15 protein-coding genes and 1 pseudogene are annotated in these 20,062 nt (G+C 65.0%); 10 read left to right on the top strand and 6 right to left on the bottom strand.

Annotated features, from left to right (window positions below; translation table 11 throughout):
* A partial coding sequence (locus LJE63_02895) for a long-chain fatty acid--CoA ligase (protein ID MCG6905547.1) occupies positions 1 to 1,756 on the bottom strand: 1,756 nt, incomplete at its 3' end.
* A gap of 455 nt (positions 1,757 to 2,211) precedes the next feature.
* Between LJE63_02895 and LJE63_02890 the strand changes: the two genes are divergently transcribed.
* Complete coding sequence (locus LJE63_02890; GenBank protein ID MCG6905546.1) at positions 2,212 to 3,387, top strand: hypothetical protein; 1,176 nt, start codon at positions 2,212 to 2,214, stop codon at positions 3,385 to 3,387.
* Positions 3,388 to 3,417: 30 nt separating this feature from the next.
* Positions 3,418 to 6,237 carry a hypothetical protein gene (locus LJE63_02885; GenBank protein ID MCG6905545.1) on the top strand — a complete coding sequence of 940 codons (2,820 nt, stop codon included), beginning with the start codon at positions 3,418 to 3,420 and terminating at the stop codon, positions 6,235 to 6,237.
* Positions 6,238 to 6,347: 110 nt separating this feature from the next.
* Here LJE63_02885 and LJE63_02880 read toward each other — a convergent pair whose 3' ends face one another.
* Positions 6,348 to 8,489, bottom strand: coding sequence for a methyl-accepting chemotaxis protein (locus LJE63_02880; GenBank protein MCG6905544.1), 2,142 nt, complete (start codon positions 8,487 to 8,489; stop codon positions 6,348 to 6,350).
* A gap of 462 nt (positions 8,490 to 8,951) precedes the next feature.
* Here LJE63_02880 and LJE63_02875 point away from each other — a divergent pair, with 462 nt between their 5' ends.
* The 3 genes from LJE63_02875 to LJE63_02865 all read left to right on the top strand — a co-directional run bounded on the left by LJE63_02875 (position 8,952) and on the right by LJE63_02865 (position 12,568).
* Positions 8,952 to 11,036, top strand: a complete 2,085-nt coding sequence (locus LJE63_02875) for a molybdopterin-dependent oxidoreductase (GenBank protein ID MCG6905543.1) — start codon at positions 8,952 to 8,954, stop codon at positions 11,034 to 11,036.
* Positions 11,037 to 11,217: 181 nt separating this feature from the next.
* Positions 11,218 to 12,207 (top strand): tungstate ABC transporter substrate-binding protein WtpA, encoded by a 990-nt coding sequence (wtpA, locus tag LJE63_02870; GenBank protein MCG6905542.1) that lies wholly within the window; start codon positions 11,218 to 11,220, stop codon positions 12,205 to 12,207.
* A 1-nt stretch (position 12,208) separates the two neighbouring features.
* A complete protein-coding gene (locus LJE63_02865; protein ID MCG6905541.1) occupies positions 12,209 to 12,568 on the top strand; it encodes a hypothetical protein in 360 nt (119 codons plus the stop codon).
* Between the two features lie 16 nt (positions 12,569 to 12,584).
* On the opposite strand, the gene LJE63_02860 is transcribed toward LJE63_02865, so the two are convergent.
* Both LJE63_02860 and LJE63_02855 read right to left on the bottom strand, forming a co-directional pair.
* Positions 12,585 to 12,950, bottom strand: a complete 366-nt coding sequence (locus LJE63_02860) for a LysR family transcriptional regulator (protein ID MCG6905540.1) — start codon at positions 12,948 to 12,950, stop codon at positions 12,585 to 12,587.
* Between the two features lie 92 nt (positions 12,951 to 13,042).
* Positions 13,043 to 13,690 carry a histidine phosphatase family protein gene (locus tag LJE63_02855; protein MCG6905539.1) on the bottom strand — a complete coding sequence of 216 codons (648 nt, stop codon included), beginning with the start codon at positions 13,688 to 13,690 and terminating at the stop codon, positions 13,043 to 13,045.
* Between the two features lie 261 nt (positions 13,691 to 13,951).
* Here LJE63_02855 and LJE63_02850 point away from each other — a divergent pair, with 261 nt between their 5' ends.
* The 5 genes from LJE63_02850 to LJE63_02830 all read left to right on the top strand — a co-directional run bounded on the left by LJE63_02850 (position 13,952) and on the right by LJE63_02830 (position 17,450).
* On the top strand, positions 13,952 to 14,587 hold the full coding sequence (locus LJE63_02850) for a hypothetical protein (GenBank protein MCG6905538.1): 636 nt from the start codon (positions 13,952 to 13,954) through the stop codon (positions 14,585 to 14,587).
* A complete protein-coding gene (locus tag LJE63_02845) occupies positions 14,588 to 14,836 on the top strand; it encodes a hypothetical protein (protein ID MCG6905537.1) in 249 nt (82 codons plus the stop codon). It abuts the gene before it with no gap.
* A 126-nt stretch (positions 14,837 to 14,962) separates the two neighbouring features.
* Positions 14,963 to 15,259: a hypothetical protein gene (locus tag LJE63_02840; protein MCG6905536.1), complete on the top strand. Its 297-nt coding sequence runs from the start codon at positions 14,963 to 14,965 to the stop codon at positions 15,257 to 15,259.
* Complete coding sequence (locus LJE63_02835; GenBank protein ID MCG6905535.1) at positions 15,256 to 16,308, top strand: XdhC family protein; 1,053 nt, start codon at positions 15,256 to 15,258, stop codon at positions 16,306 to 16,308. Before LJE63_02840 ends, LJE63_02835 begins: the two co-directional genes overlap by 4 nt.
* Entirely contained in the window at positions 16,305 to 17,450 is a 1,146-nt protein-coding gene (locus tag LJE63_02830; protein ID MCG6905534.1) for an NTP transferase domain-containing protein, read from the top strand. Before LJE63_02835 ends, LJE63_02830 begins: the two co-directional genes overlap by 4 nt.
* 170 nt (positions 17,451 to 17,620) lie before the next feature.
* Here the strand turns inward: LJE63_02830 and LJE63_02825 are convergent, their stop codons facing one another.
* Both LJE63_02825 and LJE63_02820 read right to left on the bottom strand, forming a co-directional pair.
* On the bottom strand, positions 17,621 to 18,418 hold the full coding sequence (locus LJE63_02825) for a class I SAM-dependent methyltransferase (protein ID MCG6905533.1): 798 nt from the start codon (positions 18,416 to 18,418) through the stop codon (positions 17,621 to 17,623).
* A 271-nt stretch (positions 18,419 to 18,689) separates the two neighbouring features.
* Positions 18,690 to 20,062, bottom strand: a pseudogene (locus tag LJE63_02820) (molybdopterin-dependent oxidoreductase).

Genomic DNA, 20,062 nt, shown 5'->3' with positions numbered 1-20,062 from the left:
ATTGGCGGGACACCAGGTTTTTTTTGATCTTCAGGGTGGGGGTCAACAGGCCGTTTTCTATGGTGAATTCGGGGACTATGCTGACCTTTTTGACCGATTCGTAGCCGGCGAAGCGCCGGTTGGCGGTGCCGACCTCGGCCGCGATCAGGGTTTGGACCTTTGGGTTGGCCATCAGGTCCTGCAGATCGCGGAAGGCGATGCCCTCGGCTGCGGCCCAGGCCGCGACGTTTTCCTCGTCCAGGGTCACCAGGGCGGACAGGAACTTGCGCCGATCGCCGATGACGCAGGCCTGGTTGATGTACCTGGAGGTCGCGATGGCCCCTTCGATGGCCGCCGGTGCGATATTCTTGCCGCCGGCGGTGATGATCAACTCCTTCTTGCGGCCGGTGATGCGCAGAAAATCCTCGCCGTCGATTTCTCCGATGTCTCCGGTCAACAGCCACCCCTCGGGGGTGATGGTCGCGGCGGTTTCCGCGGGCATCTTGTAGTATTCCTGCATGACGTTGCGGCCGCGGATCATCACCTCGCCGTCTTCGGCGGTTTTATGCGCAATCCCCGGGCCCGGCCGGCCGACCCAGCCGAAGCGGAAGTTGTCGCAGCGGTTGAGATGGGAAAACGAGGTGTCTTCGGTCATGCCGATCCCCTCCAGGATGAGGATCCCCGCGGCGTGAAAGAAACGGCCGATCTGCGGGTCGAGGGGGGCGGCCCCGCTGATGCACCAGCGCAGGCGTCCGCCCAGAGCCGCCTGGATCTTGCCAAAGACGAGCTTGTTGGCAAGCGCATGTTTGAGGCCCAGAAACAAGGGGACCGGTTTTTTGGCGACCTTGAGGTCGCTGACCTGCTCGCCCACCGCGCGGGCCCAGCGGAAAATCTTCAGGGCGGCGCCGCCCTTTGCCTCCGCGCCCCCGATCACCTTGGCATAGACCTTTTCGTAGATCCGCGGGACGCTGGCAAACCAGTGCGGCCGGCAGGCCTGCATGTCCTCGGCCACGGTTTCCATGCTGCGGGTGAAGGTGGTAGTGCAGCCCATCAGGAGGGTGGCGTAAACGCAGGTGCGGGCGAAAATATGGGCCAAGGGCAGAAAGAGAAACACCTCGTCGCCGTCTTCGATCCGGGTGCTGCCTCGGACCGACTGGGCCGTGAAGGTGATGTTGTCGTGGGTCAGGACAGCCCCCTTGGGAACCCCGGTGGTGCCGGAAGTGTAGACGATGCCGGCCGGGTCCCGGGGGCCCACTGACCGGATGCGCCGCTGGAAGTCCGCATCCGGGATATCGCGGCCCAAAGCCAGAAAATCGGCGAACCCCATCACCCAATCGTCCTCCGGGACCTGCCCGCTGAAAAGCACCACGTTACGGACTTTGGGGATGTGGGGCCGGATGTCGAAGAGTTTGTCCAGCTGCTGGTTATCTTCGGCAAAGACCATCACGGCATCCGAATGGTCGATGATGTACCGGCAATCCTGGGGCAGACTGGATTGGTAAATGCCGACGGTGACGCCCCCGGCGCAGGTGATGCCCATGTCGGTCAGCACCCAGTGGTAGCAGGAATAGCTGACGATGTTGACCTTGTCGCCCAAGGCGACGCCCAGCGCCATCAGGGCTTTGGCCACCTGGCGGACCTGTTCGTGGAATTCGCCCCAGGTGACCGCGGCGGTGACGTCCGGTCCGGTGAACCAGCGGTAGGCCGGGTGCCCGCGGTGGCGATCGACAGTCGCGCTGAGCATGGCGTGGGTGTTTTGAAAGTCGACGAATTGCATGGGGATTTTACTTTGTCGACAGCGGCGGTGACGCCTGCCGACGGGTGTCCTTCGGATCAGGCCGCGTTCTGTCAGGGAAGGGTTCCGCGGTCGTGGTGACCCGACGGACCCTCGGATCCGGCGCCCGCCCTCATTGGTTCTTATCCAGGTATCTCAAGCCTGTCAAGCCGCATTCGTAAACTGAATCGGATTTAGAGCAGGGGCCCCGGGGGGTTCCGTGGGGCGGTTGCCCCCCCCCGCCGACCCTCTGACCGGTCGGAAGGGGTCGCGGCCGCCGCGCCGGATTCCGAAATAAAAATCTTGAAGTGGGTTTTTATCGTCTTAATTTTGGTCGTACGCCATTCCTGATTCCCCCCATGTTGCCCGGTGCCTTTGGCACCGGGTGCTCCTGAGCCGTCCATCGGGGCCGTTTTCGGCCGCAGTTTGTAACCTTTCAGCCGGAAAGGACCGCACCCATGAACCCCGATCTGCAAGCGTTCATCGATATCGTCTGGAACAATCTCGGCCGCCTCCAGCGCAGTGATGTCTATCGCATTTACGGGCGGCACGGATTCGTCGACAACCAGCGCAACGATCAAAACCTGAAAGACTACAAAGACGTGGTTTCCCGCGAGATGAAGAACATTGAAGGTTTCATCATCGACATGCGCGACGTCAGCACGGCCCTGGCCGCGGCCCAAGGTGCCGACCACATCCAGAGCTGGATGCAGACCGGCGGCCCGGTGTGGCATGGCCGGCCGACCACGCAGGTCCTGCAGCAATTCGAAAGCGGCTATCCGGTCACCGAAGAGCTGGCCGGGGCCTTCTACCATTTTGACCGAAACCCGCCGGTGGGGCGGACCGGCCCCCAACAGGTCCGACACCGCCTCTACATCGCCCTTCACGACGGGAATTACCGCCGGGCGGCCAACGCCTTGGTGGACGCCCTGCTGCAGTCCCTGAAGGAGATCGATGCCATCGGCGGGTTCCACAAGTTCAAGGCGATGGGCCCGTTCAGCGCGATCGTCAAGGGGCGCCGTGACCACATCGTCGCCTACTTTGCCGATCCGGCGAGCCGCAAGGCCGTGACCGAGCGGATCGTCGCGATGGCCCAGCGAAATCGTAAACTGGCCGCGGGCCCGCTGCCGTTTTGCATCGAGAAACAGGCCGAGGGCATCGGCTGGGCGGACGAACCGCCGGGCAACACCAGTTACGGCAGCTACCTCGCCAAGGCCATCTGGAAAGCCGCCCAAGGTTTCGATCCGGACGACAAATCGCCTCAAGTCCGCGACACCTTCCACCAGGCCGTCCTGTATCAGTTCGAAAATGAATATCGGATCGATCCGGAGCGCCCGTGGGCCAACGTCGGCGCTTACCAGCCGCCGCCGCAAAAGGAACGCCCCGCAGCGGCGATCCGTCCCGCGGCCCATGCGGCGACACGCGCAGCCACGAACGCGGCCGGCGCAAACCCGGCCGCCGACCGGCGGCGACTGATGAAGCACCGGCGACGGGGGCAGGCGTTGGCCCCGGCCGATGGTTATCCACCGCCCCAACGCCCCGGCGACGAAGGCCGCCGTCGGCCGCAAGCCCGTCGCCGGCGTCCGCAGCGGGCAGCCGAGAGCCGCGCGCCGCAACCGCCGCCGCCAGCCTGATTACCTGCCATCAAGAGGGAGGACACCGCCATGACACCGATAAACGTCCCAAACAGCATCGATAACTGGAAGCCCGACGGCCTCGTGGTCGCCGGGGGAGAACCGCTGCTGCGGTCGCTGGCCGATATCCTGGCCGTGCAGCCGCCAAGCCCGGCGGAGGCGGATGACACGCCGCCCGTTTTTGCCTTCACCCGCAAGCGGGCCGTCACGATCGACTGGGCCGCGCTGGTCTCCGGCGACGAGCGCCCGGTGGTGACCTCCATCGCGGCCATGCGGCGCTACTTCGAGGCCTCGTGGTTTCCGGGCAAGCCGGCACCGCGTGTCCTCTCGGCGGCCGATTTCAAGGAGTTGAAGGCCAAGCGGTTGATAGTCCAGATCGAGGACCTCCAGGAAGGGGAAGAGATCTGGCTGGCGGAAGACGCCGACGGCGAGTTGACCCCCACCCGGTGCGATCGGGGCATCATCTTCGTCGACGGCATCAGCCGGCGGCGCTACCTGGCGATGGTCGCCACGGGCGTCAGCCTGAGCGCGGGAAACGACTTTCTGAACACCGATGACGATTACCAAAATGCCTGGTCGCATCTCCTGGGCTTTCAGCTGGTCTTTGGGACCCAGGCCGATGCCGCCGGCCATCTCACCGCCTTCGAGGAGATCGACCTGCGGCCGGGGGTCATCGAGCGGCGGGCGGTGGAGATTGCCGGTCGTCTGGACCTGGCCGCGCTGATGGAGAAAACGCTTACAACCCTGGTCGCGAATAAAATCGCGGCCGCCGGCGACCAGGAGGCCTTCGACCAGGCAGCCGAGCTGCAAGAGCGGCTGACCCGCGCCCGCATCGAGCGCTTCGAGCTGCAGCGGGAGCTGGACAAACTGACCGCGTTGACCGCCGGTCTGGGGTACGAACTCAAGCTTTACCAGGAGCCGGCGGTCGAGGGCAAACACCAGCCGCCGCCCGGCTACCGGGTGATCCGGAAGACCCAGCGTACCGTTCACTGGACGACGACCCACTTCCGCGAAATCATCGAGTACGGCTTCCTGTGGCTGACGCGCACCCTTCGCCGCGAATACTTTACCCGCCAGCACCAGCAGGTGGTGCCTGTCGATGAACCGGTCCTCAGCGGTGAAGACCCCGTGGCCGTCTGGCAGGACCGGCACCGCGAACAACACCCGCAGGCCCAGTTCTTTCTCTTCGAGGAGACCGCCGCCGGCTATGCCACCGCCGACGGCCTCAGCCTGCGGGCGGTCATGGACCGCTGCCGGATCGACGAGGCTTTCCGGCTCAACTGTGTCGTCATGCTGCCGATCTACGACGTGCGGATGACCGGCCGGCGGGCCCTGATCAAATACCACAACTTCATCCGGCCCATGCCGGGGATCGTGCCGGCCATCATGCCGCGGCTGGCGATTTCCGAGTCGCTTTCCTACAAGACCGCCTGGAAGGGTCTGGAGGTGGGCGAGCTGGTCTCGACCATCAACCTCGCGCCCGGCGAAGAGCGCACCGTCAAGATCAGCAAGCAATTCCAGCAGGAGACTGTAATCGAGAAAGCCACCACCTCGGTGTTCGAGGTGGAGCGCACCGACACCAGCGACCTGGCGGTGGAAATGGAGCGCGAGTTCGAGGAGGAGCAGGCCCACACGACCAGCGCCGAACTCAGCGCCAGCATCAACTACAGCTCGATGTTCGTCAGCGGTGAGGCCAGCGCCCGGGCCGGCGTCGACACCTCCAACCGCACCTTCGCCAAGACATTGAACAAAGTCGCCCGCAAGGCGTCGCAGTCTGTCAGCCAGCGCAACCGCCAGGAGGTCAAGACCACCAGCACGGCGCGCACCACCGTCACCACCAGCGACGAGACCGTCGCCCAGGTCAAGAACATCAACGAGGGCCGCACCCTCAACCTGATGTTCCATCGCCTCTACAACCGTTACGAGGGCGGGCTGTTCATCGAGGACCTGCAGTTCGAGGTCGTGCCTGCTGTGGAGTTGATCGCCGGCAGCGGCGTCTTCGAAGCGCGGCGCTTCAATCTCCCTCAATTCGATGAGGTCATCGACCTGTTGGAGGCCACCCCGCTGCCGTTTGAATTGAATCCCCAGGGCCGGGATGCGCTTGCCCGCACGGTGATGGGCCAGGTGGAGGTTGTATTTCAGAAGGAGTACGGTAAGGCGGCGGTCGCTCGCAACGGTTCCGACCCCGCCCCAGAGGCCCGTCTTCTCTCGGCGAACGTCCTTCCGTTTGCAGCACGCACCGGTCAGGCGCACGATTCGGCTTTGGCTTTGGCAGACCTGGCCAAGGACCTCTGCGAGCGCCTGCAGAAGGCCATCGCCGGCCTGGACCAGCGGCAGGTCGTCGAACGGGTCCCGCTGTTGGTTGGCACGGCCGGCCTCTACCTCGATGCTCAGGTGGGCGCCAGGCCGAGCACCGAGCCCTACTCCGAGCGGATGCGGGATGCGGAGATCTCTCTTCGCCAGGCGGAGGTCTTCGCCCGGGAGGCCGAAGGCATGCTGGACCGCGCTGAGGCGCTGCGGGTGGCGCGGATTACGGCCGGGGGCGACGGGCTGGTGTTGACCTCGCTGCGCTACGACCGCGAAACCCTCAAGACTCTGACCTTGGGTTTCAACCGGCCGCTGCCCGAGGGGCGCTGGGCGGTGCTGCTGGACGGACGGGAGGTGGACGGGGCGCGCTTCGATCGCCCCGCCATCGGCAGCGGCGAGGAGGTGGTCATCGCCTTCGGCGAGCCCCAGGAGTGGCTGCGCAGCCCCGATCTCCTGTTCCGGATCGAGGTGCGCGAAACGGTTTCCGGCTGGACGACCGGCTTTCCGCTGTTGGCATCCCGCCCGGCGCCGGACTGGGCATAGGCCCCTGCGGGGCTCCCAGCCGCTCCCCGGCGCCCCCGGAACGATCGGTCCCACTCCTTGCGGGGGTGTGATCCCCCCTGCGGAGACGTGTGGATCGCAGGGGGGCGGGTTTAAAATTCCACAGCCGCGGAGGCGGATCTCCCTTTTGTCTCGTGCTGCGGCGCCGGGGTCGGTTTGGCGCCCGACTGCCACCCGGGGGCCGCGGCTTCCAGCCGGGGGCTGCGGGCGGACCGGCGTCGGGCGCCTTGCCGCGCATCGGCCCCGTCCCCCGTGGATTGCGAGGCCAATCTTCCGCCCACCACCGTCAGCAAATCGTGGACCATGTCGTTCAGGGTATGCGCCTGGGCGGCCAGCTCCTCACTGGCCGAGGCCGACTCTTCGGAGTTGGCGGCGGTGGACTGGGTCACCTGGTCCATTTGGCCGACCGCAGTCGAAATCTGCTCCAGGCCTTGGGCCTGCTCGCGGCTGGCCGCCGCGATCTCGGCCACCAGGGTGTTGACCTTGCGATTGCCGGCGGCTATTTCCGCCAGCAAGGAGGCCACCTCCTGGCTGTGGGCGGCGCCGGTTTCGGCCTTGTGAACCGACTCGGCGATCATCTTGGCCGTCTCCTTGGCCGCCTGGGCCGAGCGCTGGGCGAGATTGCGGACCTCTTCCGCCACCACGGCGAAGCCCTTGCCGGCCTCCCCGGCGCGGGCAGCCTCCACCGCTGCGTTCAATGCCAGCAAGTTGGTTTGAAACGCGATCTCGTCGATGGTTTTGACGATCATGCCGGTCTTGTCCGAGGAACTCTTGATGTCCTGGATGGCGCCGTTCATGCGGCCCATCGCCTCGGCGCCCTTGTCGGCGCTGGCCTGGGCGGCGGCCGCAAGGACCTTGGCATCGTTCGCGTGGTCGGCGTTTTGCTTGGTCATCGACGCCATCTCCTCGACACTCGATGAGATCTCCTCCAGGCTGGCGGCCTGCTGGCTGGCGCCTTCGGCCAGGGACTGGCTGGCCGCCGAAACCTCCCCCGCCGCAGCCGAGGTCTGCTCGGCGCCGCTGGTCAGATTCGCCGCGATGCGGTTGAGCGAGCCGGCGATGTTCCGGGCGATCAGCATCCAGAGAATCACCGCCAACAACAGCGATGCCCCCGTGATGGCCAGGAACACCGTGCGGTTGCGCTCCGTCACCTTTGAAATCAGCTCTTCGGCTTGACGAAATTCCTCTTCGTAGGAGCCGACCCCGATCACCCAGTTCCAGGGCGCGAAATACATGATCCGGGCGATCTTGTCGCGGGCGGCCTTTTCGCCTTCATTTTTCCAGGGGTACCTGGCCTCGGCGATTTCCCCGGGCTGGAGGCGAACGGCCTTGTTGACGATCTCCTGGATGAAGAGCCTGCCATCGGCGTCCTTGGCCTCCCAGATGTTTTCCCCGTCGCGTTTGCCGTCCTTGGAAATCACGTAATGGCCCTGGGTGTCCAGCACGTAGACGTAGCCGGTGGTGCCGACCGTGGTCGCCATGATCTGCTGGCGCAGGCTCTTGACGCTCTCCTGGGGAACGCCCACATACAGGGCGCCGACAACCTGCTGGGCTGCGTCGCGCAGGGGGAGGTAGGTCGTGAGATACCAGCCGTTCACGACGTAGGCCCGGCCGGTGTAGGGCGTGCCGCTCAGGAGCGCCGAGACCACCGGATTAGGCTGCCCGTCGGGATTGAGCGCCGGGATGTAGGTCCCGATGGCGCGCTTGCCGTCTTTGGTCTTCACGTTGGTGGAGACCCGCAGCATGTCGCCGGCGGCGTTCATCCGTTGAAAAATGGTGGCTGTACCACCCACCAGCCCCTGCACCTCATCGACGATGGGCGAAGGGCGGTCGGGGGCCGCATTCTGCCCCAGCCAGTGGGTTCCCACCAACATCTGGGGCAGGGATAGCCGTGTCGCGGTTTTGGTGTACTGGTTGGTCGCCACCCACTCGGCTTGCTCATCGTCGAAGCTGATGGCCCCGTGGGCCGATAGGATCGCCCGGGCGACGGAGGCGTCGCTCTGGAGCTTCTGTTCCAACAGCTCCTGCTGGGACAGACACATGCCGTAGATACCCTGGGCGGTGTGGTCCAGGTCCGCATAGGCCAGTTTGCGGCTTTCTTGCTGGGCCACGGCGAACATCCGGGTGTTCTGAGCGTGCACCACGACGTAGATCGCCAGCAGTGGCACGGCTGTCATCACAATCCCCAGCCCCAGTAATTTGGCTTTCAAAGACATTTTTTTGATCTGAAACATGGTTAACCCTTTCACCGCAGTACCTCGGGTTCACTTGCCTCCGGCAGCGTCTGCATGCGGGCGTGGCAAGTGTGCAAAATTCTCCGGGAATGATTCCCTCTGTAATCGACCTCTTTGCTGCGGGGATTTAGGAAGGTCTGAAAAGCCGCAAAACGATTTGACAAAACCACCCCCATCGGATAAGTGGCTATTCATCCGTTTGGGCGCGAATCAACGCTATAATTATTTAAAATAACCAAAATTTACTTATTTTAACCTTATTGTGGTGATTTTCGCTTGGCGGGCGGCGGTGGGCGATGACCTCTGAGCCGAGGGCAGCCAGCTCCGGCGAGAGGCCCTCTTCGCGGCTCAGATGACAAGGGGGCGCTTGAATTTTCTGGTAACGGCACCCCCGCTGGTGCCCGCTTCAGGGCGGATGAGATCCCAGCGGGGAGGGGGTGCCATCATCTGTCGAGAGGAAAAATGGCCGAAAAAATTTACAGCATCTGTGGCATGTGCACGTCCCGCTGTCCCATCATGGCAGAGGTCGAAAACGGCGAGATCAAGTTTCTGCAGGGGAATCCGCATTTCCCGTCGATGAAAGGCGCCATCTGTCCCCGCGGGGCGGCCGGTATCGCCTTGATTCAGGACCGCGAACGTCCCCAGCGGCCCATGATCCGCGCCGGTGAGCGCGGGGAGGGCAAGTGGCGTCCGGTAGAATGGGATGAAGCCCTGGATTACGTGGCCGAAAAGCTCAAAGCCGCCATGGACCAATACGGGCCGCGCACCGTTTGCCTGACCGATCGCGGCGGGCCCTTTCGCGACATGCACCGCGCCTTTCTGCGCGGTCTGGGAAGCCCCAACTACTGCAACCACGACGCCTCCTGTGCCCGCAACGTCCAACACGCGGCCCTCTCCGTCATGGGTTCAGGCCGTAAGAGTGTTTCCTACGATCTGAAGAACAGCCGCCACGTGGTGTTGCAGCTGCGCAACATTTTCGAGTCGATCAACGTTCAGGAGGTCAACGATCTGCTGGATGCCATGGAAAAGGGCTGCAAGCTGACCGTAATCGACATTCGGGCCAACGTCCCGGCCACCAAAGCCAACAACTTCTTCATGGTGCGACCCCGCAGCGACTACGCCTTCAACCTGGCGGTGATCCACGAGCTGCTGGCCAGCAAGCGCTACAACGCCGAGTTTGCCCGGATGCACATCCAGGACCTGGATGCATTGGCGGCTTTCGTCGAACCATACAGCCCGGAGTGGGCGGAAACCGAGACCGGTGTGCCTGCCGAATCTCTCCGGCGCTTTGTGGGCGAATTGGCCGAGGCCAGCCCGGCCGTTCTCTGGCACCCGGGGTGGATGACGGCACGTTACCGCAGCTCCTTCTATGTGTGCCGCTCGATTTACATCATCAATGCCCTTCTGGGGTCCATCGGGGCCAAGGGGGGGCTGCCGCAGGTGAGCACGCCCGGCGACGTGGGCCGCAAAGGCCTCAAAAAAATGATGGACCTCTACCCCAAACCCGAGGAGAAGCGCGCCGACGGCGTCGGCTGGCGCTACTCCCATTTCGACGGCGGCCCCGGCCTGACCCACCTGCTTTACAAGGCCATCGAGACCGCCGATCCCTACCCGGTCAAGGCCTACCTCTGCTTCCGGCACGACCCCCTGATGGCCTTCCCGGACCCCGATCACCTGAGGCGGGTTTTCGCCAAGCTGGACCTGCTGGTCTCGATCACCTTCACCTGGTCGGATACCGCCTGGTTTGCCGATGTCGTCCTGCCCCTTTCCCCCTACCTGGAGCGCGAGAGCATCCTGGCGAGTAAAAACGGTCTGAAACCGTTCTTTTTCAGACGTCAGCGGGTGGTGGCGCCCCGCTTTGACACCCGGGCGGAATGGGAGATCTGGTCGGGGTTGGCTCGCCGGCTGGGCCTGGACGCGTTGGCTTTCGACAGCATCGAGGATATCTGGAATTTTCAACTGAACGGCACCGGGGTGACCATCGCCGATTTTGACGCGACCGGCAAGGTCCCCCTGACCGATCAGCCCCTGTATCGGGACATGGCCGCACTGAAATTCAAGACCTCTTCGGGCAAAATCGAGATCATTTCCAAAAAATTGACCGCCGCCGGCCTGCCTTCGCTGCTGCCCTACGAACCCTGCGAGCGGCCGCCCGAGGGCAGCTTCCGTCTGACTTTCGGCCGCTGCGCGCTGCACACCCAGGGGCATACGGTCAACAATCCGATGCTCTTTGAGCAGATGCAGGAAAACGTGCTCTGGATCAACCGCAAGGAAGCCGAAAAACTCGCCATCACCGACGGCGCTCTGGTCACCGTCACCCGCAACGGCTACAGTGAGACCATTCGCGCCAAGGTCACGGACCATATCCACCCCGAGGCGGTTTTTGTCGTTCACGGTTTTGGCCACAAACTGCCGGTGGAAAGCCGGGCGTTCAACCGCGGCCTGGCCGACAACAAGTTCATGATCGGGGGTCTGGACATCTGGGACCCGGCCGGCGGCGCGGTGGCCTGCCAGGAGCACTTTGTGACGGTCCGGGCTGGGGTTTGAATCTTTTTCCGCGGCAGCCGCCGGAGCCTGTCAGCTCCGCCACACGCGAGGGCGCATAGCGGCTCCGGATGCTACTTTGGGGCCGCTACGAAGCTGGGGTTCGATCTGCGCCGGCGTCTGCCCCCTTGCCCGGAATCCTCTTTAAAATCGATCCGAATTCAGAACCCCAAGGAGGGTGAAAATGTCACGCAATTTCCAATCATGTACGACTGGCCCAGTGCTTGGCTTGCTGGCCCTGGTTTTGTCGCTGGGGGGCGCGGCGCCAGCTCTCGCCAAGCAGGAGGTGATCGTCTTTCATGCCGGCAGCCTGACCGTGCCCTTTGCCGAGGTGGAAAAGCGCTTCGAGGCCCTGCACCCGGAAATTGACGTGCTGCGCGAAGCTGGCGGCAGCACCAAGCTGGCACGTATGATCAGCGAACTGGGCAAGCCGGCCGACGTCATGGCCTCGGCCGACTACAAGGTCATCGACAAGGGCCTGATTCCCGAGCACGCCGACTGGAACATTCTCTTTGCCCGCAACCAGCTCGTGCTCTGCTACACCGACCAGAGCAAGTTCGCCGCGGAGGTCAACGCCGACAACTGGTACGAGATCCTGGCCCGACCCGGCGTGGTTTGGGGCCACAGCGATCCCAACCTCGATCCCTGCGGCTACCGGAGCCTGATGGTGATTCAGCTGGCCGAAAAATTCCACAACCAGCCGGGGCTCTACGACCGCCTCATCGCCAACCGGCCGGAGGCCAACGTGAGGCCCAAGTCCGTGGAACTGGTCGCACTTCTAAAGACCGGGAATATGGACTACGCCTGGGAGTACCAGTCGGTGGCCCTGCAGCACGGCCTCAAATACGTTCAGCTCGACGACCACATCAACCTGGGCAACTACAGGTTCGACCCGTTTTACGCCCAGGCCCAGGTCAAAGTGACCGGCAGCGCCCCGGGCACCTGGGTCACCCAAACCGGCCAGTCGAGCACCTACGGCGTCACCCTGCTGAAAAACGCGCCCAACCCCGATGGCGCGATCCTCTTTCTGGAATATCTCCTCGATCCGGCCGGCGGGTTGAAGGTTCTGGAGGAGATGGGGCAACCCACCATTGCGCCGAGCCAGGTCCTTTCGGATGCGGTGCACGGTGCGCTGCCGGGCAAGCTGCCCACCCTGGTGGAAGTCAAAAAATGAGATGCGGCGCTTAGAGCCCTTTCATGCCCTGGCCCGGGCCCTGGCGGTGGCCCCCGATGTTCTGCTCCTGGATGAGCCGCTTTCGGCTCTGGAACCGAATTTTCGCCAAGAGATCCGGGGCCTGCTCAGGCGGCTGCACCACGAGACCGGGATCACGGCCCTCATGGTCACCCATGATTTTGCCGATGTTCAGGTGGCCTGCAGCGGTCTTCTCTGGCAGACCCTTTTGCCCACCAGCCGGTTGCTGGATGAAGCTATCGCCGAAGGCCGCGAGGTCTGGCTTGAGGTGCCGGCGGCAGCCCGGCAACCTGTGAGGAGCACTCGGGTGAGGTTCCCGGGCGGGCGCCCTGCCTTCGCGTAGACGGTAAGCGGGTGATTCAGCGGTCGTCGGAGCAGGTCAGGTGTTCGGCGAGGATGTCCCGATACCCTTCGTCCGCATGGCGCAGGATGCTGGCCTGGAGGTTCTCGAAGCGGGTCATGAGCCCCTCGGCGTATCGGGTCAGCCGCGAGCCGTTTCCCTCCCGGACGACCAAGGACTTTCCGATGCTTTCCTCGGAGGTGCGGATGCGCATCCAGATCGCCCGGTAGCTCATCTTGAGCTCCTTGGCGGGGGCGTGAAAAGAGCCGGTTCGGCGGATGGTTTCGAGGATGCGGTAGCGCCCCAGGCCGAAGGCCACCTTGCCGTCGGCGCCTTCGATCCAAATCTTGGAGCGGATCGCAAAAGTTGCGGGTGTTCGGGTCATGGCGATCCAGATCGGTGTTGGCAATAACTCCAATTACCACTTTCTGGCGGTGTTGCACAATCCCTTTGAAGAGATTACCGGCGGGCGGTCGTTCAGGAAGGGCCTGCGGTTCCTCTCGGGCGCCGGTCGGGCACCCCGCCGGGACCCGGTGCCGGAAGGTTCAAGCCCAGCAACTCGAGCCGCTCCGGGGCCATGGAGACGACGCTCAGTCGGGCGGGGTCCAACCGGAGGCGGAACAGGTTGGCAAGGGGCATCCCAAGGCAGTGACAGATCAGGACCCGGATCACACCGGCATGGGTAACGATGCAGACCGGGCCGGGGTCCTTCGCGACCAAGCCCCCCACCCGGGACACGACCCGCTGCTGGAGGTCACGGAAGCTTTCACCCCCCGGCGGCCTGAAACCACCCAGATCCCGGCCGCGGGCCTCCCACAGGTCCGGGTGGCCTTCCCGGATGCGGCGCCTGGGGATTCCGTCCCAGCCGCCAAGGTGGATTTCGCGGAGCCCCGACGAGAACCGGATCTGCGCCTGACCGCCGCCGAAAACCAGAGCGGCGGTTTCGGCGCAGCGCTTGAGATCGCTCGACCAGACGGCCGAGAACCCGGCCTCGCCGATGGGGTCCCGCCAGGCCAGCGCCTGCCGTCTGCCTTCCGCACTGAGGGGTGGGTCCGTCTGCCCGATGAAGGTGTCGGGTTCCGGCCAATCGATGGCACCATGGCGAAGAAGGTAGAGGACTGTCATCTGGTGAACAGGGGTGCCGGCCCCGGATTCGATTGAGCCCACCAGACGGCCGAAAGTGAAGGCCCTGTGGCCGTTTCACGGCGGGGTGTGCGGGTCAGCAAGGAACCCGGCGCGTGCCGCTCCAAACTCCCGCAGATCTCTGGTTTTTTGGGTAAAAACCTCCATTTCGTCATTTTTATCCCCGATTCGTTTTTCTTAATCCCTCAAAAAACGAAAAAAATCCATCAGCTACGATTTGGATCAAGGAGCCGCAAGCGTCGTGTGCTCCGGTCATCTGGGAAGGGGGCGCTCCTTCACGCGGGAGGCGCTTTTGCGGCATCAACTGGCGGCCCCCGGCAAAGCCTGACCCATGCGGCCGCCAGTAGCCCGTTTTACCGTCGCCGGTTCGCCGGACGCCCCGGCTTCCCCCCGCAGGATCTCCAAGGGTTCGCGGCGCTGCCCTTCACCGCCATGGCCGACTTGGCCGCGGACCCCTTGGACTTTCTGGCCGTGTCCCAGTCGGCGGTGGCCAGGGTGGTGACCCTCCGGTCCTCCGGGACCAGCGGCCCGCCGAAGCGTCTGTTTTTCAGCGCCGCTGACCTCGAAAGGACAGTGGACTTCTTCCACCACGGCATGTCGACCCTGGTGGCACCCGGGCAAAGGGTGCTGATTTTGATGCCCGGGGAACAGCCGGGCAGCGTGGGGCAGCTGCTTGTCGAGGGGCTGGGCCGGCTGGGAGCGGCCGGCGTGGTGCACGGCCCGGTGCGTGACCCCGGGGCCGCCGTAGAGGCGGTCATGGCCCATCGTCCGGACTGCCTGGTGGGGATTCCCGTGCAGGTTCTCGCCATGGCGCGACCCCCCAGGGGGGCCGGGATTCCCCGGGGGGTCGTGCGGACCGTGCTTCTCAGCACGGACTAAGTGCCCGAGGCGATTGTCGGGGTCATCGAGGAGACTTGGGGGTGCCAGGTTTTCCAGCATTATGGTATGAACGAGATGGGGTTCGGCTGGGGGGTGGCCTGCGAGGCCCGCGACGGCTACCACCTTCGCGAGGCGGACCTCTTCGTGGAGGTGGTGGACCCGGAGACCGGGCGGGAGGTCCCGGAGGGAGTTTCCGGGGAGGTCGTTTTCACCATCCTGGCTGTCTCCGCCATGCCCTTGGTCCACTAACGCACCAACGACCTGGCGCGCTTTCTGCCGGAGCCCTGCCCCTGCGGCAGCCGACTCCGCCGGCTGGGCAAGATCGCGGGGCGTCGGGCGAACGGCGCGGCCATCGACCAGTCCATCCGGCTGACCATGCCGGCCCTGGACGAGGTGCTTTTCACTCTGCCCGGGGTGATCGATTTTCAAGCGGAGCTGCTCCCCGGGGAGGGGCCCCCGGGCCTGCGGCTGACCGTCCAGTGCACCGCCGAATGCCAATTGAAGGCAAGCGACATCCGCCCTGCCCTGGCCCGCGTGCCGGCGGTTCGGGACGCGCTGCACCGGGGGCTCATGGCTATCGAACCCGTATGCTTTGGGACCGCCAAAGAGGCCTCGAGCGGGGCCGCAAAACGCATCATCTTCGACAGAAGACAGAAAGACACGGCACCATGAATCCTATTCCGGAAACGGCCGCCCGCCTGCTGGACGAGGGTCAGACCTTCGTCCTGGCCACCATCGTGAGCCGCCACGGGTCCACCCCCAGGACGGCGGGCACCCGGATGATCGTCACTGCCTACGGCAGGATCCGGGGCACCATCGGCGGCGGGCTGGTGGAGGCGAACGTCATCGAAGCGGCCGGCGGGGTGCTGCAGTCCAAGCGCCCCTTACTGATGCCCTTCGACTTGACCCGTTCCGAGGTGGCCGCCATGGACATGATCTGCGGCGGCCGGCTGGAGGTGCTCCTGGAGTGCGTCCGGCCGGGAAGCCCGGCCGCGGGGGTGCTGCGGGGCTGGCGGGACGCCATCGGGCGGCGGGAGGCCTGTCAGCTGGTGACCGTGATTCGGTTTGCGGGGGCGGCGGTGGCGGACACCGACCACCTGCTGATCCAGGATCGCCGGGTGGTCGTCGGCGGCCGCAGCCTTCCCGACGAGGCGCTGGAGCGCATCCTGGACGCGGGCGATGGTGCAGCCGGCCTGCGCAGCGTGGCCCTGGGCGGGGATCTGGCCGTGGTCGAGGCGGTGCTGCCGGGGGAGATTGTCTACCTCTTCGGTGCCGGGCACGTGGCCCAGCCCACCTCGCGGCTGGCCGCGTTCGCCGGGTTTCGTGTAGTGGTGGTGGACGACCGGCCGGAATTCGCCAGCCGCGAACGCTTCCCCGATGCGGAGGAGGTCCGGGTGGTGCCGGACTTTGTGGTTGCGCTGAACGGGTGCCGGCACGACCCCGAGGCCTTTGTCGTCATCCTGACCCGCGGGCACCTCCACGACAAGACGGTGCTTGCCCAGGCGCTCCGGACCGATGCCGGCTACATCGGGATGATCGGCAGCCGGCGCAAGCGCGACCAGATTTACGCAGCCCTGGGCCAGGAAGGCTTCACCGAGGCCGACCTGCAGCGGGTGTCCTCGCCCATCGGCCTGCCTATCGGCGCGGAGACCCCGGAGGAGATCGCCTTCAGCATCGTGGCCGAACTGATCCAGGTCCGGGCCCGCAGGCGGCGGGCGTGAATCCGGCATCCGTCGCCGCCTTGGTCCTGTCGGCCGGCTTTTCGGAGCGCATGGGGGACTTCAAGCCGCTGATGACCCTGGGCGGGGAGACCCTCCTGGAGCGGGCCGTGCGCCTCTTTCAATCCGTGGGGGTGGGGGCCGTCCACGTGGTGGTGGGGCACCGGGCCGCCGAGCTGACCCCCCGGGTGGAGGGGCTGGGCGGCCGCTGGGTGTTTAATCCGGCCTACGCGGAAGGCATGTTCTCCTCGGTGGTGGCCGGAGTGGCGAGTCTGGCCGCCGGCACGGAGGCGTTTTTCGTGCTGCCGGTGGACATCCCCCTGGTCCGGCCGGCGACCCTGCGGGACCTGCTGGCGGCCCTGCCGCCGGGGGGAAGCGCCGTTTGCCACCCCACCTTCGGGGGGCGGAGGGGCCACCCGCCCCTGATCGGGGGGCGCCACATCCAGCGGATTCTCTCCTGGCGGGAGGACGGCGGTCTGGCCGCCCTGCTGGGACGCCTGGAGGCGCACGCCCTGGACGTCCCGGTGGTGGACGAGGGCATCCACCTGGACATGGACCGGCCGGAGGACCATCGGCATCTGGTCGAGCGTCTGGAAAGGCGTGGGGTCCTCTCGCCGCCGGAGTGCGGTGCGCTCCTGGAACGGCTGCAGGTGCCGCCGGCGGTGGCGGCCCACTGCCTGGCCGTGGCGGACGTGGCCTTACGGATGGCCGAGGCGCTGAACGCGGCCGGGGCCGGGCTGGACCTCGAGCTGGTCCGGGGTGCGGCCCTGGTCCACGACATGCTTCGGGGTGCGCCGGACCACGCGGTGCGGGGTGGGGCGCTGCTGCGGGCCCTCGGCGTGCCGCTCATGGCCGAGGTCGTCGAGGCCCACATGGACATCGCGGTGCGGACCGAGGGCCCGCTCCGGGAGACCGAGGTGGTCTACCTGGCGGACAAGCTGGTGATGGGCGACCGATTCGTGGGGCTTGACGAGCGGTTTGGCGAGCGCCTGGAGCAGAAGACCGCCGCCCCCCAGGCCCGGGCCGCCGCCCGCCGCCGGCTGGACGCCGCTCGGGCCATCGCGGGGCGGGTCCGGGCAGCCACCGGCCGCTCCCTGGAGAGTTTCGGCGGCCCCGGGCAGGGGAGGGGTGAAACCGGATCGTAAAAGGGGATTCGGTGCACCGGCCGCAACCCCCAAAGCGGCGCTGCGGCGACAGCCTGGCGGCTTGGCAAGCACTGGTTTAATTCCCAAGCAACGCCAATCGGAGTTGCCATGGATGCCGCCCGGGCCGCTCGCCGGGGCGGAGGGGTGAATCACCGACGGCCGTGCAATTTTTACTTCAAACTTTCGGCCATGGGCCACACGATCCGCCCCGTGTCGGTCATATCGTTCAGGGTGGCGAAAAGGCGTTTTGCAAGGTCGCGCCGGGCCTCGTAACCGCGCCCAGGGAAGAGCGAAGCTGACTGTGCCGGTATCGAAAAAAAATCCTGCAAAAATTCAATTGCCAGCGGGCGCTCCCAGCGATGGTGGCGGATATTGCCGCAGCGCCGCTCCAGGGTCTCGGTGATTTTAGCGTAATCGCTGATCACGCGAAATCGCGGCAGGGGCTCTCCCAGCCGCTGAAACGCCATTGCAAAGAGATCCTCGTCGTTCTCCCCCACCAGCTCGGGATAGAAAGAAAAGGCGATTTTACCGCCGCTTTTAAGGCAGGCAAAGGCTTCATTTATGGTTTTGGAAACGTCGGGAAAGATAAAAATCGAGGCATTGTAGAGCACGTAATCGAAATGCCGGCCTTTGACCACCGGGGCCAGATCCTCCCCGTCCCCCACCGCCAGACAGATGCCGGGGAGATTGCACGCCGAACACCCGGCAGCCACCATGGCGGGGCACAAATCCACCCCCAGCACGCCGCAGCCCAAGCGATCATGCAGCACCCTGGCGGAGATCCCCGTGCCGCACCCCACGTCCAGCACCGATGCGCCGGCCCGCAGGCCGATGGTTTCGGCCAGTTTCAAGGCGAGAGCCGAAAAAAAGCCATGCTTTTCCTCAAACGCCTGGTAAATTGCGATGCTTTGGTCGAAATTGTCGATGACGTTGCGCTTGACCCTGGCAGTGAACTCCTCTTGGCTCATCTTCTCTCCTGGAAAAAGCATGCCCGCCTTGCCGGCCGGTGAGGGGCGAAAAGCGGCGTTATTTAGCGGGCGATCATGACGTGTTTGGTCACCCAATAGTCCCGCACCGCTTTTAGACCGCTGATGGTTAGTGAACGCGTTTCATTGTGCCTTCAAAAGTCAAATGAATCGAACGGCTTGCCATCGCGGGACGGCGATTCAAGAAAGGGAGAAACCCACCGCCAATGGTTTTCTGCCTTCCTTAAGCGACCCGTGTCGATGGGGCCCTTTTTCAGCCCTGCGCGATTTTATCGATTCGCACGGCGCAGGCCTTGTATTCGGCGGTCAGGGTGACGGGGTCGAAGGCGGGGTTGGTCAGCCAGTTGGCGCAGGCCTCCCGGAAGTGGAAGGCCATCCAGACCATGCCCGGGGAGACCTCGGGGGTCACCCTGGCCCGCAGGCGGACTTCGCCGCGACGGGAAGACAGCCGGATTTTCTCGCCGTCCTGGATCCCGAGGGCCGATGCGTCGGCCGGTGAAATGTCGGCGGTCTCCTCGCCCAGCAGATCGTTCAGCCCCTCGCAGTGGCCGGTTTGGGTGCGGGTATGGTAGTGGTACAAGCGGCGGCCGGTGCTCAAGACCAGCGGGTATTCTTCGCAGGGCACCTCGGCCGCCGGGGTCCACGCCACCGGGGTGAACACCCCGAGGCCGCAGGTAAAGTCGCCGTCCTTGTGGAGAAAGCAGGTGCCGGGGTGGGCCTCATGGGTGCAGGGCCACTGCAGTCCGTCGCCCTCCAGACGCGCGTACTTGATCCCGCCCAACTGGGGCGCCAGGGCCGCGACCTCATCGTCCCAGATTTCACGGGCGCTGTCCGCGGCCCAATTCTGGCCCATTCGGCGGGCGATCTGTTTGAATATCAATTAGTTGGGTTTGGCCTGGCCGGGGGGCGGGCTGGCCGTCCGCACCCGGTTCACACGGCGCTCACTGTTGGTGAAGGTGCCGTCGTTCTCGCTCCAGGCCGCCGCCGGCAGTACCACGTGCGCAAAGCGCGTGGTTTCATTGGGGAAGATGTCCTGGCAGACCAGAAACTCGGCCGCGGCCAGCTCATGCTCGACCTTGGCGATGTCCGGCTCGGTATTGGCCAGGTTCTCGCCGAAGATATAGAAACCCCGCACCCGGCGGTCCACCAGGGCCTCCATCATCTGCGGAATCATCAGGCCGACCTTGTCCGGAAGACGGGCAACGCCCCAGGCCGCTTCGAACTTTTTGCGCGCGGCGGCGTCGCTGACCGCCTGGTAGCCGGGAAAGACGTTGGGCAAGGCCCCCATGTCGCAGGCGCCTTGGACGTTGTTCTGCCCCCGCAGGGGGTTGACCCCGCCGCACTCCAGGCCCATGTTGCCGAGCAGCATCTGGAGATTGGCCACCGACAGAACGTTGTTGCGCCCGCAGGTGTGCTCGGTGATCCCCAGGGTGTAGCAGAGCATCATCGGCTTGACCGCCGCCGCCTGTCGGGCCGCCTCGCGGATCAGGTCGGCGCTGACGCCGCAGATTTCCGCGGCCCGCTCGGGGGGATATTCCATGACCTGGGCCTTGAGCTCTTCGAAGCCGACGGTGCAGGAATTGACGAACTTGCGATCGTAGAGGTTCTCGGTTATCAACACATGCA

Source organism: Desulfobacteraceae bacterium (assembly GCA_022340425.1).
In the GTDB taxonomy this organism is placed as follows: domain Bacteria; phylum Desulfobacterota; class Desulfobacteria; order Desulfobacterales; family JAABRJ01; genus JAABRJ01.
Note: the sequence above shows the minus strand (reverse complement) of the source record. Positions and strands in the feature narration are given on the sequence as shown.